The sequence below is a fragment of the Luteimonas terrae genome, assembly GCF_031457535.1.
GTDB classification, from domain to species: domain Bacteria; phylum Pseudomonadota; class Gammaproteobacteria; order Xanthomonadales; family Xanthomonadaceae; genus Luteimonas; species Luteimonas terrae_A.
The window spans coordinates 196,421-210,979 of the sequence record NZ_JAVDWO010000004.1; the positions used below are offsets into that span (position 1 = coordinate 196,421).

At 66.3% G+C, this 14,559-nt stretch carries 14 protein-coding genes; 3 read left to right on the forward strand and 11 right to left on the reverse strand.

Features of this window, described 5'->3' with window-relative positions:
- Nucleotides 1–49: 49 nt before the first annotated feature.
- The 5 genes from J2W68_RS06495 to J2W68_RS06515 form a co-directional block, all read right to left on the reverse strand.
- The gene (locus tag J2W68_RS06495; protein WP_310233781.1) at nucleotides 50–1,243 is read right to left on the reverse strand and encodes a methyl-accepting chemotaxis protein; all 1,194 of its coding nucleotides are present in this window, start codon (nucleotides 1,241–1,243) and stop codon (nucleotides 50–52) included.
- A gap of 298 nt (nucleotides 1,244–1,541) precedes the next feature.
- The gene (hflD, locus tag J2W68_RS06500) at nucleotides 1,542–2,126 is read right to left on the reverse strand and encodes a high frequency lysogenization protein HflD (protein WP_310233910.1); all 585 of its coding nucleotides are present in this window, start codon (nucleotides 2,124–2,126) and stop codon (nucleotides 1,542–1,544) included.
- Nucleotides 2,126–3,247 (reverse strand): tRNA 2-thiouridine(34) synthase MnmA, encoded by a 1,122-nt coding sequence (gene mnmA, locus J2W68_RS06505; RefSeq protein ID WP_310233782.1) that lies wholly within the window; start codon nucleotides 3,245–3,247, stop codon nucleotides 2,126–2,128. Before mnmA ends, hflD begins: the two co-directional genes overlap by 1 nt.
- The gene (locus J2W68_RS06510; RefSeq protein ID WP_310233784.1) at nucleotides 3,244–3,726 is read right to left on the reverse strand and encodes an NUDIX hydrolase; all 483 of its coding nucleotides are present in this window, start codon (nucleotides 3,724–3,726) and stop codon (nucleotides 3,244–3,246) included. Before J2W68_RS06510 ends, mnmA begins: the two co-directional genes overlap by 4 nt.
- Nucleotides 3,726–4,265 (reverse strand): hypothetical protein, encoded by a 540-nt coding sequence (locus J2W68_RS06515; RefSeq protein WP_310233786.1) that lies wholly within the window; start codon nucleotides 4,263–4,265, stop codon nucleotides 3,726–3,728. Before J2W68_RS06515 ends, J2W68_RS06510 begins: the two co-directional genes overlap by 1 nt.
- Nucleotides 4,266–4,350: 85 nt before the next feature.
- Between J2W68_RS06515 and clpS the strand changes: the two genes are divergently transcribed.
- Both clpS and clpA read left to right on the forward strand, forming a co-directional pair.
- The gene (gene clpS, locus J2W68_RS06520) at nucleotides 4,351–4,683 is read left to right on the forward strand and encodes an ATP-dependent Clp protease adapter ClpS (protein WP_310233788.1); all 333 of its coding nucleotides are present in this window, start codon (nucleotides 4,351–4,353) and stop codon (nucleotides 4,681–4,683) included.
- 81 nt (nucleotides 4,684–4,764) lie between these two features.
- A complete protein-coding gene (gene clpA / locus J2W68_RS06525) occupies nucleotides 4,765–7,050 on the forward strand; it encodes an ATP-dependent Clp protease ATP-binding subunit ClpA (protein ID WP_310233790.1) in 2,286 nt (761 codons plus the stop codon).
- Nucleotides 7,051–7,129: 79 nt separating this feature from the next.
- On the opposite strand, the gene J2W68_RS06530 is transcribed toward clpA, so the two are convergent.
- From J2W68_RS06530 to trxB, 6 genes are all read right to left on the reverse strand, one after another.
- Nucleotides 7,130–8,992 (reverse strand): DUF885 domain-containing protein, encoded by a 1,863-nt coding sequence (locus J2W68_RS06530; protein ID WP_310233792.1) that lies wholly within the window; start codon nucleotides 8,990–8,992, stop codon nucleotides 7,130–7,132.
- A 214-nt stretch (nucleotides 8,993–9,206) separates the two neighbouring features.
- The gene (gene infA, locus J2W68_RS06535; RefSeq protein WP_055248081.1) at nucleotides 9,207–9,425 is read right to left on the reverse strand and encodes a translation initiation factor IF-1; all 219 of its coding nucleotides are present in this window, start codon (nucleotides 9,423–9,425) and stop codon (nucleotides 9,207–9,209) included.
- 122 nt (nucleotides 9,426–9,547) lie between these two features.
- Entirely contained in the window at nucleotides 9,548–10,291 is a 744-nt protein-coding gene (aat, locus tag J2W68_RS06540; RefSeq protein WP_310233793.1) for a leucyl/phenylalanyl-tRNA--protein transferase, read from the reverse strand.
- On the reverse strand, nucleotides 10,288–11,424 hold the full coding sequence (locus J2W68_RS06545) for a GNAT family N-acetyltransferase (protein ID WP_310233794.1): 1,137 nt from the start codon (nucleotides 11,422–11,424) through the stop codon (nucleotides 10,288–10,290). Before J2W68_RS06545 ends, aat begins: the two co-directional genes overlap by 4 nt.
- Nucleotides 11,424–12,314, reverse strand: coding sequence for a metallophosphoesterase (locus J2W68_RS06550; protein WP_310233796.1), 891 nt, complete (start codon nucleotides 12,312–12,314; stop codon nucleotides 11,424–11,426). Before J2W68_RS06550 ends, J2W68_RS06545 begins: the two co-directional genes overlap by 1 nt.
- A 24-nt stretch (nucleotides 12,315–12,338) precedes the next feature.
- Entirely contained in the window at nucleotides 12,339–13,304 is a 966-nt protein-coding gene (gene trxB / locus J2W68_RS06555; RefSeq protein WP_310233798.1) for a thioredoxin-disulfide reductase, read from the reverse strand.
- Between the two features lie 154 nt (nucleotides 13,305–13,458).
- Between trxB and J2W68_RS06560 the strand changes: the two genes are divergently transcribed.
- On the forward strand, nucleotides 13,459–14,526 hold the full coding sequence (locus J2W68_RS06560) for an alanine dehydrogenase (RefSeq protein ID WP_310233799.1): 1,068 nt from the start codon (nucleotides 13,459–13,461) through the stop codon (nucleotides 14,524–14,526).
- The last annotated feature ends 33 nt before the right edge of the window (nucleotides 14,527–14,559 follow it).

The following is a 14,559-nucleotide window of genomic DNA, read 5'->3' on the forward strand; positions in this document are numbered from 1 at the left end:
GGGCGTGCGGGGTGTCGCGATTGGAGCCTCGGTCCAAGTTGGCGGCCGGTCAGAAGAGTTCGACGGTGCCTGCGCCCATCGAATCCTGGGTCACGGGCTTGTGGGGCGGACGCTCCCAGGTGTTGCGCAGTTCGCGTAGACGTTGGCCGATCCGCTGCAGCGCCTGCATCAGTTCCTCGTTGAACACGCCACCGTTGCGGCGCAGCAGGTCCTGGAGGTCGATCGCCTCGCGATTGATCGCGTTCAAGCGCTCAAGATGCGTGTGCACGCCGCCCAGTGCCTGGGTCGCGATGTCCTCGAACTGCAGGGCGCGCACCGCATCGGTGACGCTGGCATCGATCGCCTTGCCGCACTCGGAGATCTCGCGCATACCGTCACCCATCGTGCGGTTGATCGAGGCCACCTGTTCCAGCATGCCGGCCGCTTCGGAGCGTGCCTCACGCGACCGATCCAGGTCGCGGGACGCCATGCCCGAGACGGTGTCACGCACCTTGGCGATGGATTCCTTCGAGGAATGCGCCAGCTTGCGGATCTGCTCGTTGAACGCGGTCGAGCGCTCCGAGAGGTTGCGCACCTCGTCGGCCACCACCGCGAACCCGCGTCCGGCTTCACCCGCACGGGCGGCTTCGATCGCGGCGTTGAGGGCCAGCAGATTGGTCTGGTCGGCAATCGACTTGACGTCTTCGAGCAGGGCGAAGATGCCGTCCAGGTGTCCGGCCATTTCGTCGATATGGGTGACGGTGACGCCACTCTGGCCGCTGACCTGTTCCAGCGCTTCCACCAGCTGCTCCATCCGCTGGCTGGCGTGCTGGGCGAAGCGGGCGACGTCCGCGCCGCCCATGCCGTCCTGGTCGCCGGTGCGGTCGAGCAGGCGGCTCATCGCCTGGGCCTGCTGACGGGACTTGCGGTTCATTGCGTCGAAGCTGCTACCCAGACCACTGACCGCCTGGCGGATCAGCTCACGGGCCCGCTCGACCTCGACGCGCGAGCCTTCGATCTCGGTGCCGACAAACTGGCGCAGGTCGCTCAGCAGTTCGTCTTGTTCCTTCATCGCACGGGCGTGCTCGGGACCGGGCCGACCATCGCGCCGGACCAGTAGGAAGGCGGTGACCAACCAGCTTGCGGTCAGGGTGATCAGGATCGCCCAGCGCGCCGGAGCGGGCCAGTCGAGGACAAACGCCATCGGCAGCAGCAGGGTCAGCGCTAGCGGCGCGGCGAGGCGGATCAAAAGGCGTGCGTACATGGGCGCTCTCAGGGGATTACTCACGTTTCCGGTATCGGCACCCCGGCCCCCGGCTTTAGCCCGCCGCCCGCGTTCATTTGATGACGGCACAGGCGCAATTGCGCGCATGTGCCGTGCTGGATTCTGGAACCGGGCTCCTGGCTGCGCGCACGAAGAAAGCGCACGGATTCCTGAACGTACCTGGGTGCACTTCTCTCTTGCACTGTCCCCGGTCTTCCGGGATGGCAGGGGCCACGCGTCGATCGCGGACGCACCGTATCCGGCCGGAATCGACTCCGACCGCATAACCGAAGACGCGTCAGATCGCCTTGAGCATCTGCTGTCGGCGCAGCAGGAAATCCCACAGGCTGCCGCCCATCTGCCGCCACAACACCGCCGAGCGCAGTGACGCCAGCAGCACCGCGCGGATCTCGGCGACGACATTCGCCTGACCGAGGTAATGCGGGTTGCCCTGGACCATCACCTTCGGCCGCAGGTGGCTGACGGTGTCGGCATACAACGCGCCGAGGGCGGCGAGCACTTCAGGATGCGTGTGCCCCAGCTCGTCGGCCTTGGGCTTGATCTCGAGAATGCCGTGGTGGACCTCGCCGCTGACCGCGCTGTCCTGGATGAAGCGGCGCTCGAGCTGCACGACCGACAGGCCCAGCTTGGGCAGCAGCGGGTCGCTGCCCTGGTTGCCGAAATAGTCGCGCAGCAGCATCAGGCCGGGCACGACCGCGTCGCGGCCGCCGTAGACATCGGCAGGCGAGGTGGCATCAATACGGAACACGCTGTCGAGCGCGGTCGCCAGTACCGCGGCGTCGGCCTGGCCGGTTTCTGCGACACGGCGGACCTGCTTGAGCGCCTGCGCCATGCCGGCCAGAGCGAGCACGCGTTCCTCCATCATGCCGCTACTCCGCGTGCGCGCAGTTCCAGCGGCGCGTCGGTGCGCGCGATGACCGCGCCGCCGAGACAGATATCGCCGTCGTAGAGCACCACGGACTGGCCGGGCGTGACCGCACGCTGGGGGCGGTCGAACCGCACGTCGAGCTGGCCGGTGTTCGCGTCGATGGTCACTTCGCAGGATTCCTCGTGTTGCCGGTAACGGGTCTGGGCGGTGCAGCGGAAGCGCTGCGCCGGCGGGTCGCCAGCGATCCAGTGTGCAGGTTCGCTCGTCAGATGCGACGACAGCAGGTACGGCGTGTCGGCGCCCTGGGCGACGAAGAGCACATTGTCGCCCACATCCTTGCCCACCACATACCAGGGGGCGGCGTCGAAACCGCGCACGCCGCCAATCTGCAGGCCTTCGCGCTGACCGAGGGTGAAATAGAAGACGCCCGGATGCGTGCCGACGAGATGCCCGTCGGGCGTGCGCATCTCGCCCGCGCGCGCGGGCAGGTACTGACCCAGGAACGTGCGGAAGTCGCGTTCGCCGATGAAGCAGATGCCGGTCGAATCCTTCTTCTCCGCGGTCGGCAGGCCGGCGGCGCGGGCGAGGGCGCGGACATCGGTCTTGGGCAGTTCGCCGAGCGGAAACAGCGTCGCGGCGAGTTGCCTCTGGCCGAGTTGATGCAGGAAGTAGCTCTGATCCTTGGTGCGATCGAGTGCGCGCAGCAGGCGCCAGCGGCCGCCCTCGGCGTCCACGCGCGCGTAATGCCCGGTCGCGATCTTTGCCGCGCCCAGGTCCTGCGCTGCATCAAGGAAGTGCTTGAACTTGATCTCGCGGTTGCACAGCACGTCGGGATTGGGCGTGCGTCCCGCGGCGTATTCGGCAATGAAGTGTTCGAACACGCCGGCCCAGTACTCGCCGGAGAAATCACGAAAATGGATCGGCAGCCCCAACCTGCCCGAGACGGCGACCGCATCGCGGCGATCATCCTCCGCCCGGCAGTCGCCGCTGCCGTCCTCGGCCCAGTTCTGCATGAACAGCCCGGCCAGCGGCGTGCCCGCGTCGCGGAGCAGCAGCGCGGCAACCGAGGAATCCACGCCACCGGACATGCCGACGATGACCTCAGGCGTGCTCACGGGATCTGACGCACGGCCGACAGTGGAAAGCGCTGGCCTGCTAGGTAATCGGCGACGACCTGCCAAACCAGCGGGCTGCGATGCCGCCCCGTCTCGGCCTGCAGTTCCGCGGGCGTGAACCACGTGGCCTTCTCGATGCCGTCGTCGAGGGGGCGCGCCGGGTCGTGCGCCAGCGGGCGCGCGGCGAAGGCGAAGCGCAGGAAATGCCGGCCATCGGCCTCACCCGCACGCGGCACCGACTTCCACAGATAACTGCCGATGAAACCCGTCAGTTCGACCGTCCAGCCCGACTCCTCGAGCGTTTCGCGCACCGCTGCTTGCAGCAGCGACTCGTCGGGCTCCAGATGGCCGGCCGGCTGGTTGATCACCAGGCGGCCGTCGATGTGCTCTTCGATACAGAGCACACGGCCGCCGTCCATGACGACGGTCGCAACCGTGACATCAGGCTGCCAGAAGCGTGGATCGGCGGACACGGCCATCACATCGCATCCTCACCGGTGAGTTGCAGTTCCATGTCGTCGGCGAGTTCCGCGGCGATTTCGAGCGCCTGCTCGAACCGGGCGCCATCGGCATCGTCGTGCAGCTTGATCACGTAGAACAGTGTGTCGCCGGCGATCTCCCATCCACCCAGGACATTGCGCTGGCTGTCACGCAGCAGCATGTCGGCCTGCTCGGCGCTGAAACCGCCTGCAGGCACCGGCGCGGCCGGCGAGAACACTTCGCGCACCGCGCTGTCGCCCAGCACATGTGCGCCGGCGGCGACGAACGCCAACTGGCTGCGGTTTTCCTGTTGCCAGGCGAAGACGACGCGGTAATCGCCGTCTTCATCGCGCTCGTAGCGCACGCCCTGGGCGTCGAGCCGCTGCGCGAGCGTGTCTTCCTCGGGAGAGGCAAGACCGGCAACGGGGGCCTGCCGATCGGCCTTCACGTCCTTGGCCATCGCGAACGGCGACAGGGTGAGCAGACAGACAAGTGGCCACAGGCGTGATGCCCGGGAAAAGCGGCGGCAGTGATGCATCGAGGCACCGGTTCGGAGGAATGCCGGTCATTCTGACGACCGGGATCCGGGGCGTCCATCTGCAGCGCGGCGGTATAATCGGCGCATGAGTCGCAGACACGAACACGAATACCACCAGGACCGCGACCACGGCACCGCAGTGGCCCCCGGTCGCCCTGAAGTCGCGCCGCCGCCGCTGTATTCGGTGCTGTTGCTCAACGACGACTACACACCGATGGACTTCGTGGTCGAGATCCTGGTGCGGTTCTTCGCGCTGGACCTCGAACGCGCCACCCAGGTCATGCTGCATGTGCATACCCGGGGCAGGGGCGTATGCGGGGTCTACAGCCGGGAAGTCGCGGAGTCGAAGGTCGCACAGGTGAACGAATACGCACGGCTCAATCTGCACCCCTTGCTCTGCACGATGGAAAAGGCCTAAGTAGGGGCCAACGGGGGCAGGGTTTGTTTGCCGGAATCGGGCCCCATCTAGGGTGTCAGTGAAGCCGGAGGCGTCCGCCCCATGTTCAGCAAAGATCTCGAGTTCACGATCGGCCAGTGCTACAAGCGCGCCCGCGAGGCCCGCGACGAGTACATGACGGTCGAACACCTGCTGTTGTCGCTGCTCGAAAACCCGTCTGCCGAAGCCGTGCTCAAGGCCACCGGCGCGGAATTCGAGCGTCTGCGCGGAGATCTCGAACAGGCCATCCTGACCTCGGTCACCAAACTGGCGGAAGACGACACCCGCGATACCCAGCCCACGCTCGGGTTCCAGCGTGTGCTGCAACGCGCGGTCTACCACGTGCAGTCCTCAGGCAAGAAGGAAGTCACCGGCGCCAACGTGCTGGTCGCGATCTTCGGCGAGAAGGATTCGCATGCGGTCTATTACCTCAACCAGCAGGATGTGAGTCGGCTGGACGTCGTCAACTACCTCTCCCACGGCATCGCCAAGAGTGGTGGTGAAGAAGGCGAAGGCGTGCAGGAGGATCCCGCCCTGGGCCGCACCGAAAGCGCGGAAGGCGAGGGCAAGGGCGACGCGCTGGCCGAGTTCGCCAGCGATCTCAATGTGGCCGCGCAGGAAGGCCGGATCGACCCGTTGGTCGGACGCGCCGAGGAAGTCGAGCGCACGATCCAGGTCCTGTGCCGCCGCCGCAAGAACAATCCGCTCTACGTCGGCGAAGCCGGCGTGGGCAAGACCGCCATTGCGGAGGGTCTGGCCAAGCGCATCGTCGACGGCGAAGTGCCCGAGGTGCTGGCCGATGCGACGATCTTTTCGCTCGATCTGGGCGCGCTGGTTGCCGGCACCAAGTATCGCGGCGATTTTGAAAAGCGCCTCAAAGCGGTGCTGGCAGCGATCAAGAAGCATCCTGGCGCGATTCTGTTCATCGACGAGATCCACACCATCATCGGCGCCGGTTCGGCATCGGGTGGCACGATGGATGCCTCGAACCTGATCAAGCCGGCGCTGTCGTCGGGCGAACTGCGCTGCATCGGTTCGACCACGTTCCAGGAATACCGTGGCATCTTCGAAAAGGACCGCGCGTTGGCGCGTCGTTTCCAGAAGATCGACATCGTCGAGCCGACGGTCAGCGAGACCTACCAGATCCTGCAGGGTCTCAAGCCCCGCTACGAAGCGCACCACGATGTCACCTACGCCGACGACGCGCTGCAGGCTGCGGTGGACCTGTCGGTGAAGCACATCGCCGACCGCCTGCTGCCCGACAAGGCCATCGACGTCATCGACGAGGCCGGCGCGCGCCAGCGCCTGCTGCCAGAGGGCGTGCGCAAGGCACTGATCGATGTCGAGGAAGTCGAAACCATCGTCGCCAAGATGGCGCGCATTCCGGCCAAGCAGGTCAGCGCGACCGACAAGGACGTGCTCGAGCATCTGGAACGCAATCTCAAAATGGTCATCTTCGGCCAGGACCCGGCGATCGAGATGCTGACCTCGGCGATCAAGCTCGCGCGTTCGGGGCTCGGCAGTCCCGACAAGCCGATCGGCAATTTCCTGTTCGCTGGTCCGACCGGTGTCGGCAAGACCGAGGTCACGCGCCAGCTGGCGCTGCAGCTCGGCATCGAACTCGTGCGCTTCGACATGTCCGAGTACATGGAGTCGCATTCGGTGAGCCGCCTGATCGGCGCGCCGCCGGGCTATGTCGGTTTTGATCAGGGCGGTCTGCTGACCGAGAAGATCGTCAAGACGCCGCACTGCGTGCTGCTGCTCGACGAAGTGGAAAAGGCGCACCCGGACATCTTCAACATCCTGTTGCAGGTGATGGACCGTGGCGTGCTGACCGACACCAACGGTCGCGAAGCGAACTTCCGCAACGTGATCCTGGTGATGACGACGAATGCCGGTGCCACCCAGGCCGCGCGCCGTTCGATCGGCTTCATGCGCCAGGACCACAGCAGTGACGCGATGGAAGTGATCCGCAAGAGCTTCACGCCTGAATTCCGCAATCGCCTGGATGCGGTGGTGCAGTTCCAGTCGCTGGGCTTCGAGCACATCCTGCGCGTGGTCGACAAGTTCATGATCGAACTGGAGGCCCTGCTGCACGAGAAGAACGTGTCGTTGTCGGCGACGCCGGCTGCGCGCGACTGGCTGGCCCAGCACGGGTTCGATCCGCAGATGGGCGCGCGTCCGATGTCGCGCGTCATCCAGGACAAGGTCAAGCGTCGCCTGGCGGACGAACTGCTGTTCGGCAAGCTGGCCAATGGCGGACGGGTGTCGATCGACGTGCAGGACGGTGAACTCACCGTCGAAACCTGGGCGGAGCCGGAGCGGCTGCTCACTGCCACGGTCGACTGAGCACCGTGTAGGAGCGCGCTCCTACAGCAAGAAGAAGGTGCCCCAGGGCGCCTTCTTCGTTCTCCGGCCTGGAACGCGATCAGCGCGTCGACGCCTCCACCCACGCATCGACACGGCGTTCGAGCAGATCCAGCGGCAGCGCACCGCCGCCGAGCACCGCATCGTGGAAGCCGCGGACATCGAAGCGGTCACCGAGACGTGCTTCGGCTTTGCTGCGCAGTTCCTGGATGCGGATCATGCCGATCTTGTAGGCCGTAGCCTGGCCCGGCCATGACAGGTAGCGCTGCACTTCGGAGCGGATCGTCGCTTCCGGAAACCCGCTGTTGTCGTTGAAGTAGTCCACAGCCTGCTGCTCGGTCCAGCCCTTGGCATGCATGCCGGTGTCGACGACCAGCCGAATCGCCCGCCACAGCTCGGAACTCAGCTGGCCATAGCGCGAATAGGGATCGGCATAGGTGCCCAGGATCTCCTTGGCCTGCCACTCGGAATACAGGCCCCAGCCTTCCGAATACGCCGTGGTCCGGTACTGGGTCCGGAATTGCGGCAGGCCGGTGAGTTCCTGGGCAATCGCGATCTGCATGTGATGGCCGGGCAGGCCTTCGTGATACGCGATGACTTCCAGTTCCGGCTTCGGCATCGCGTTCATGTCGGACAGGTGCGCGTAGTAGATGCCGGGCCGGGTGCCGTCGGGGCTGCTCGGAAAATAGTGCTGCGCGGCGCCCGGCTCTTCGCGGAACGATTCGACGCGGCGCACGACCAGATCGGCTTTCGGCAGCAGCCCGTAGAACTGCGGCAGCTGCTGCTTGATGTTGTCGAGCAGGCGCGTGGATTCGTCGAGGTAGGCCTGGCGGCCGGCATCCGTGTTCGGGAACTTGAACTGCGGATCGGTGGCGATGAAGCGGAAAAAGGCCTGGAGATCGCCGTCGAATTCGACCTCGTCCTTGATCGCTTCCAGATCCCTGTGGATGCGTGCGACATCCTGCAGGCCGATGTCGTGCACCTGCTCAGGCGTCAGCTCGGTGCTGGTATTGCGGCGCAGCTGCGAGGCGTAATACGCCTTGCCGTTGGACTGCGTGGTGCCGACGCCTGCAGGATTCTCCAGCGCATTGGCCAGGTCGCCTTCGTGCCAAGCGATCACCCGCTGGTAGGCCGGGCCGACGGATTCGAGCAGCGCCGCGCGTGCCTGCGCTTTGAGCGTGTCGGCCTTCGCCGCATCGATCGTGCCTGCCTCGCGCAAAGCGTCGGCCTTCTTGACCAGGTCGGCCCACAGCGCGGTGTCGTCGCCCTCGGCGAACGGTGCACCGGTGATCACGTTGCGCGATTGGGTGATGACGCCGGTGTAGGCGAATTTCGGTGCGCGGATGCCGGCGTCCGCGCTGGCCTGCGTGTGTTCGAGCAGGGTGTCGAACATCGTTGGCAACGCACGCAGACGGGCGACATAGGCGAGATAATCGGCCTCGCTGTCGACCTTGTGGAAGTTGATCAGCAGCGTCGGCAGCATCGCCTGCGGCCCCATCATCTGGGTGAAGGCGTAGCCGTTGCGGCGGTACTCGAACTGCTCGACGGCCTCGCGTGCCTGCTGTGCCCAGAGCTCATAGGACAGCTTGCCCTCGAGATCGAGCGCGTCGGCATCGAAGCTGCGCTCCATTTCGGCGACGCTCGCGCGCTGCCAGGCAAGCTGCCGTTCCATCGCAGCGTCGGAAACATCGTCGAGCTGGTCGTAGAGGTCCTTGCGGCCGAGGAAGGTCAGCCCGATCGGGCTGAAGCGCAGCGAGGTCTCGTACTGCTGGTCGAGCCAGGCATTGAGGCGCACGGTCTCGGCGACCGGCGGCGCCTGGGTCATCGCCGTGGGCGCGGGGGCGGCAGGCGCCGGCTGCGCGTGGGCGGGCAGGGCGAACGCGAGCGCAAGGGCGAGCGCGGTGATGGCGGGCAGTCTGGGCATCGGAAGCATCCGGTCGGTCGTGGGGACCGAGCCTACGCGATCGATTCGCCTACGGCAGAGGCGGAATCGTGAGAGACCCCGACGGGCGCCGGAAATCACGGGCAGCGCAGCGACCCGGCGTCGCGGTTTGTGCCTCTCCGGTATGGACGCGCCCAAACGCAAGAAGGCAGCCTGCGCTGCCTTCCAATTGCAATCGTCGCAACGTGCGCGCGGATTACTTCATGCGGTAGGTGATGCGGCCCTTGGTCAGATCGTAGGGCGTCATTTCCACCTTGACCCGGTCACCGGTCAGGATGCGGATGTAGTTCTTGCGCATCCGTCCGGAGATGTGCGCAATGATTTCGTGGCCGTTCTCGAGCTTCACCCGGAACATGGTGTTCGGGAGGGTCTCGGAGACCGCGCCTTCGAACTCGATGACGTCGTCTTTCGCCATTCGTCTGGAATATCCGTCGTTAGGGATGCGGCGCGCGACCCGAATGATTTCGAGCTCGCGCCAACAAAGCGGGGTATTGTCGCACGCGGCTGCATGCGATGCAAAACCACCCGCGGTGGAATTCAGTCCCGGGCGTCGAGCGCGGTGGCAGGGATCTCACCGAACGCGGAGGTCCACGGGCCGGCCACCGGGGCCGTCGCCTGGGCCAGCGTATCGACCGATTCGATAAACCGTTCACGCGGCCAGCTGGCGGCACCCAGCGACGCCAGATGCGGATTGCCGACCTGGGCATCGATCAGCGGCATGTCCCAGTGGCGCATCTGCCGCGCGAGACCGGACAGTGCCGCCTTCGATGCGCCGCTGCGGGCGCTGAACATGCTTTCGCCGAAGAACATCCGGCCGATCGAGACGCCGTAGATGCCGCCGACCAGATCCGTGTCGTCGAACACTTCCACGCTGTGGGCGAATCCCGCAGCGTGCAGCGCGATGTAGGCATCGCGCATGGCCTCCGTGATCCAGGTGCCGTCCTGACCGGGCCGCGGTGCCTGCGCGCAGGCGGTCACGACGTCGGCGAACGCGGTGTCGGCGCGCAGGATCCAGCGACTGCCGCGCAAGGTGCGGGCGAAGCGCCGGTTGGGGCGCAGGTCTGCGGTCTCGAACACCGTGCGCGGATCCGGCGACCACCACAGGAGCGGCTGGCCGTCGGAAAACCACGGAAACACGCCATGACGATAGGCATTGCGCAGGCGCGTCACCGACAGATCGCCGCCGAATGCGAGCAGGCCGTCGGGGCGGCGCAGCGCGCTGTCGACTGGCGGAAACGGCGCATCCGGCGCCACGCCGAGGCGCGGCAGGTGCAGGCTCACGGCGCTGCGTTCCGGAACGGGCTGCTGGCGGCGAGCGTCGCGGCGTAACCGCGGATCGACTGCGCCTCCTGCGCGCACCACTCGTGCAACGCACGCCGGAACTCGGGATCGGCGATCCAGTGACGGCTGTGCACCAGCGTCGGCAGGAAACCACGCGCGAGCTTGTGCTCGCCCTGCGCGCCGGGCTCGAAGTGGCGTAGACCCTCGCGCAGGCAGTAGTCGATGCCCTGGTAGTAGCAGGTCTCGAAATGCAGGCCGGGCAGGGTGGCGATCGCGCCCCAGTAGCGGCCGTAGAGCGTGTCGCCGCTACGCAGGCACAGGGCGCCGGCGACCGGCACGCCGCCGAGGTCGGCCAGCACCAGCACCAGCTGGCGTGGCATCGTCGCGGCGAGATGGCGCAGGAAATCGAGGGTCAACGCGGGCGAGTTGCCGTACTCGGCGAAGGTCTGCAGATAGAAGCGGTACATCGTCGCGAGGTCGTCGTCGCTGGCCTCGTCGCCGTGCAGCACGCGGAAGCTCACGCCGGCACGCGCGACCTTGGCGCGCTCCTGGCGAATGTTCTTGCGGTGCTTGTGATCCATCGCGCCGAGGTAATCATCGAACGTCGACCAGTCGCCGGGATTGCGCCAGTGGTACTGCACGTCGATGCGCGGCAGCCAGTCGGCGTCGAATGCATCCGCTTCGGCTTCGGTGTGGAAATTGACGTGGGCTGACGACCAGCCCGCATCGGCGGTCGTGCGTTCGATGACGACACGCAGCGCATTGCGCGAAGCCGCGTCCCGCGCCAGCAGCCGGGGGCCGGTGACCGGCGAATAGGGCGCGGCGACCAGCAGCTTCGGGAAGTAGTCCCGGCCGTAGCGCGCGTAGGCGTGGGCCCAGGCGTGGTCGAATACGAACTCGCCGTGCGAGTTGGTCTTGCGGTAGGCCGGTGCCGCCGCGACCAGTGTTTCGCCGTCCCACAGGCTCAGATGCTGCGGCGTCCAGCCCCATTCGGCGCGCAGACAGCCGTGCTGCTCGAGGCCTGCGAGAAAGGCATGGCTGACGAATGGATTGCCGTCATGCAGGGCATCCCAGTCGGCGGCGCGCACCGAGGCGAGCGAGTCGAGAATGCGGATTTCGAGCGCGACAGACATCAGGGTTGCAGCTCCAGCACATCGATGACCGGCGGATCGAACAGACGCAGCGGCAGACCCACCTCGCCCATGCCCGCCGTGGTGAACACGCGCACCGGTCTGCCATCGCGACCCGGGGTCGAGCCTTCGCCCCGATCGAATCCGAGTGTGCTGGGAATGGCGCGGCGATACAGCCCCGGGATCCGGATCTGACCGCCGTGGGTGTGGCCGGCCAGCACCAGCGTTGCCCCGGACTTCGACAACCGAGATGCGCTGTCCGGATTGTGCGTGAGCACGAGCGTCGGCAGATCCGACGGCGCCTGCTCCAGAAAGCCGGGATCGTCCCGGCGGGCCCAGCGATCACCGAGTCCGGCCCAGCGATAGCCATCGGTCTCGACGATGTCGCCTTCGATCACGCGCACGCCGTGCGTCTGCAAGGCTGCGCGCAGGGCAACGTCGATATCGGGCCCCGGCGCCTGCTGATCGTGGTTGCCCAGAACTGCGTAGACCGGCATCTCCAGCCGCGCGAGCGGCGCAAACAACATTTCAAGCGCATGCGCCTGTGGCTCGTAGGTAAAGTCGCCGGCGATCGCGACAGCATCGACCTGCAAGGCGGACAGCCGGTCTACCACCCGATCGAGAAACGTCCGGTCCTTGTATACCCCGAGATGGAGGTCGCTGATCAGCGCAATGCGCGCCTCAATGCGGGTTCCCGCAATGCGCGTTTCCTGCACGCGGATCATCTGCGGCTCGATGAAGCGCGCCCAGGCAAACGTCAGGCTCGGAACCAGCAGCAGAAGCGCCAGCCAGCGTCGACGCCGCTCACGCAGCTGCCAGAGCAGCCACGCGATGAACGGCAGCGCGAGCCAACTTGCGTAGAACAGGCACTGCTTGAGCAGGATCTTGTCCATGCGCCGACCGTCGACGCGGCGGACTCAGCCCTGCTGGTCGAGGAAGCGTTCGGCGTCGAGCGCGGCCATGCAGCCGAAGCCGGCCGAGGTGATCGCCTGGCGGTAATGCTGGTCGGTCACGTCGCCGGCGGCGAATACGCCCGGCACATTGGTCGAGGTCGCATTGCCGTCGATGCCCGAGCGGATCTCGAGGTAGCCGTTGTTCATCGCCAACTGGCCTTCGAACAACGTGGTGTTCGGCGTGTGGCCGATCGCGACGAAGAAGCCGTGCACCGCGATCTCGCGGGTGCTGTCGTCCTGCACCGAGCGCAGGCGCAGACCGGTCACGCCGGCGTCGTTGCCGAGCACCTCGTCGACGGTGTGATGCCACACCGGCACGATCTTGCCGGCCTGGATCTTCGCGTTGAGCTTGTCCTGCATGATCTTCTCGGCGCGCAGCGTGTCGCGGCGATGGACCAGATAGACGGTCTTGGCGATGTTCGACAGGTACAGCGCTTCCTCGACCGCGGTATTGCCGCCGCCGACCACGGCCACGTCCTGGTCTTTGTAGAAGAAACCGTCGCAGGTCGCGCAGGCCGACACGCCGCGGCCCTTGAACGCCTCTTCCGAGGGCAGGCCGAGGTACTTCGCGGTCGCGCCGGTGGCGATGATGATCGCGTCGGCCGTGTACTCGCCGCTGTCGCCCTTGAGGCGGAACGGTCGCTGCGACAGATCCGCGGTGTGGATGTGGTCGAAGATGGTCTCGGTGTCGAAGCGCTCGGCATGCGCCTGCATGCGCGCCATCAGGTCCGGGCCCATCAGCCCATGCGCGTCACCCGGCCAGTTGTCGACCTCGGTGGTGGTCATCAGCTGGCCGCCCATCTGCATGCCGGTGATGACCACCGGCTTGAGGTTGGCGCGGGCGGCGTAGACGGCCGCGGTCCAGCCGGCGGGGCCGGATCCGAGGATCAGCAGACGGAGGTGGCGGGGGCTGGTATTCGGAGCGCTCATGTATACTCGCGGGCTTCGGCACTGCGGCCTGACGTGGTCCATAGCTTGGCGGTGCGCCCCCCGCAAAACAAGGTTCGGCAACGTCAGCCGACCGGAACAATCCATCCGCGACACGCCGCCGAAAGCGGCGTTTTTTTGTGCAGGAGTCGGCGACATGCGTATCGGTATTCCCAGTGAGACCAAGACCCTCGAAGGCCGCGTGGCCCTGGTGCCGGAAGCGGCAGGCGATCTGGTCAACCGTGGTCACGAAGTGTGGGTGCAGCAGGGCGCGGGCCTGAAGTCGGGCTTCAGCGACGAGGCCTACACCCGGCTGGGCGTGAAGATCGCGCCGGATGCGGCCGCGCTGTACGAGAAGGGCGAATTGATCGTCAAGGTCAAGGAGCCGATCGAGGGCGACCTCGCGCTGCTGCGCAAGGACCATCTGCTGTTCTGCTATCTGCATCTGGCGCCGCTACCGGAGCTGACGAAGCGTCTGCTCGACATCGGCCTGACCGGCGTCGCGTTCGAGACCGTCGAGCTCGACAACGGCGAGCTGCCGCTGCTGGCACCGATGTCGGTGATCGCCGGCAAGATCGCAGTGCAGGTCGGCACGCATTACCTGCACCAGCCGCTGGGCGGCAAGGGCAAGCTGCTCGGCGGCCTGCCCTCGACCGAGCGCGGCAAGGTCGTGGTGTTCGGCGCCGGCGTGGCCGGTGGTGCTTCGGCGGCGCTGGCCGCAGCCGGCGGTTCCAACGTCGTGGTGTTCGAGAAGCGCGCCGACCGCATGGACCAAATGATGCGCCTGGGCCACAACGTCACCGCGCTGTATCCCTACGACGACGTGGTCGCTCGCGAGGTCGCTTCGGCCGACCTGGTGATCGGCGCGGTGCTGGTGACCGGCGCCGTGGCGCCGCACGTGGTCACGCGCGAGATGATCAAGTCGATGGAGGACGGCAGCGTGCTCGTCGATATCTCGATCGATCAGGGCGGCTGCTTCGAGACCTCGCGTGGCACCACCTGGAAAGAACCGATCTACGTCGAAGAGGGCGTGACCCACTTCTGCGTGACCAACATGCCCGGCGCCGTGCCGCAGACCTCGTCGCAGGCGATCTGCGCGGCGATCCTGCCGTGGGTCAACAAGCTGGCGTCCGGTCAGTGGCGCGACAACCAGGCGCTGGTCCGCGGCATCAACGTCGAAGGCGGCAAGCTCGTGCATCCTGCGCTGCAGGGCATGAAACTTTGACGTAAGATCAAAGGCCTGTACCGACTTTCTCAG

Coding starts and splice junctions, on each gene's coding strand:
- J2W68_RS06560 (WP_310233799.1), top strand. CDS start 13,459: ATGCGTATCGGTATTCCCAGTGAGACCAAGACCCTCGAAGGCCGCGTG.
- clpA (WP_310233790.1), top strand. CDS start 4,765: ATGTTCAGCAAAGATCTCGAGTTCACGATCGGCCAGTGCTACAAGCGC.
- trxB (WP_310233798.1), bottom strand. CDS start 13,304: ATGAGCGCTCCGAATACCAGCCCCCGCCACCTCCGTCTGCTGATCCTC.
- hflD (WP_310233910.1), bottom strand. CDS start 2,126: ATGGAGGAACGCGTGCTCGCTCTGGCCGGCATGGCGCAGGCGCTCAAG.
- J2W68_RS06550 (WP_310233796.1), bottom strand. CDS start 12,314: ATGGACAAGATCCTGCTCAAGCAGTGCCTGTTCTACGCAAGTTGGCTC.
- infA (WP_055248081.1), bottom strand. CDS start 9,425: ATGGCGAAAGACGACGTCATCGAGTTCGAAGGCGCGGTCTCCGAGACC.
- J2W68_RS06495 (WP_310233781.1), bottom strand. CDS start 1,243: ATGTACGCACGCCTTTTGATCCGCCTCGCCGCGCCGCTAGCGCTGACC.
- J2W68_RS06510 (WP_310233784.1), bottom strand. CDS start 3,726: ATGGCCGTGTCCGCCGATCCACGCTTCTGGCAGCCTGATGTCACGGTT.
- J2W68_RS06515 (WP_310233786.1), bottom strand. CDS start 4,265: ATGCATCACTGCCGCCGCTTTTCCCGGGCATCACGCCTGTGGCCACTT.
- J2W68_RS06530 (WP_310233792.1), bottom strand. CDS start 8,992: ATGCCCAGACTGCCCGCCATCACCGCGCTCGCCCTTGCGCTCGCGTTC.
- J2W68_RS06545 (WP_310233794.1), bottom strand. CDS start 11,424: ATGTCTGTCGCGCTCGAAATCCGCATTCTCGACTCGCTCGCCTCGGTG.
- clpS (WP_310233788.1), top strand. CDS start 4,351: ATGAGTCGCAGACACGAACACGAATACCACCAGGACCGCGACCACGGC.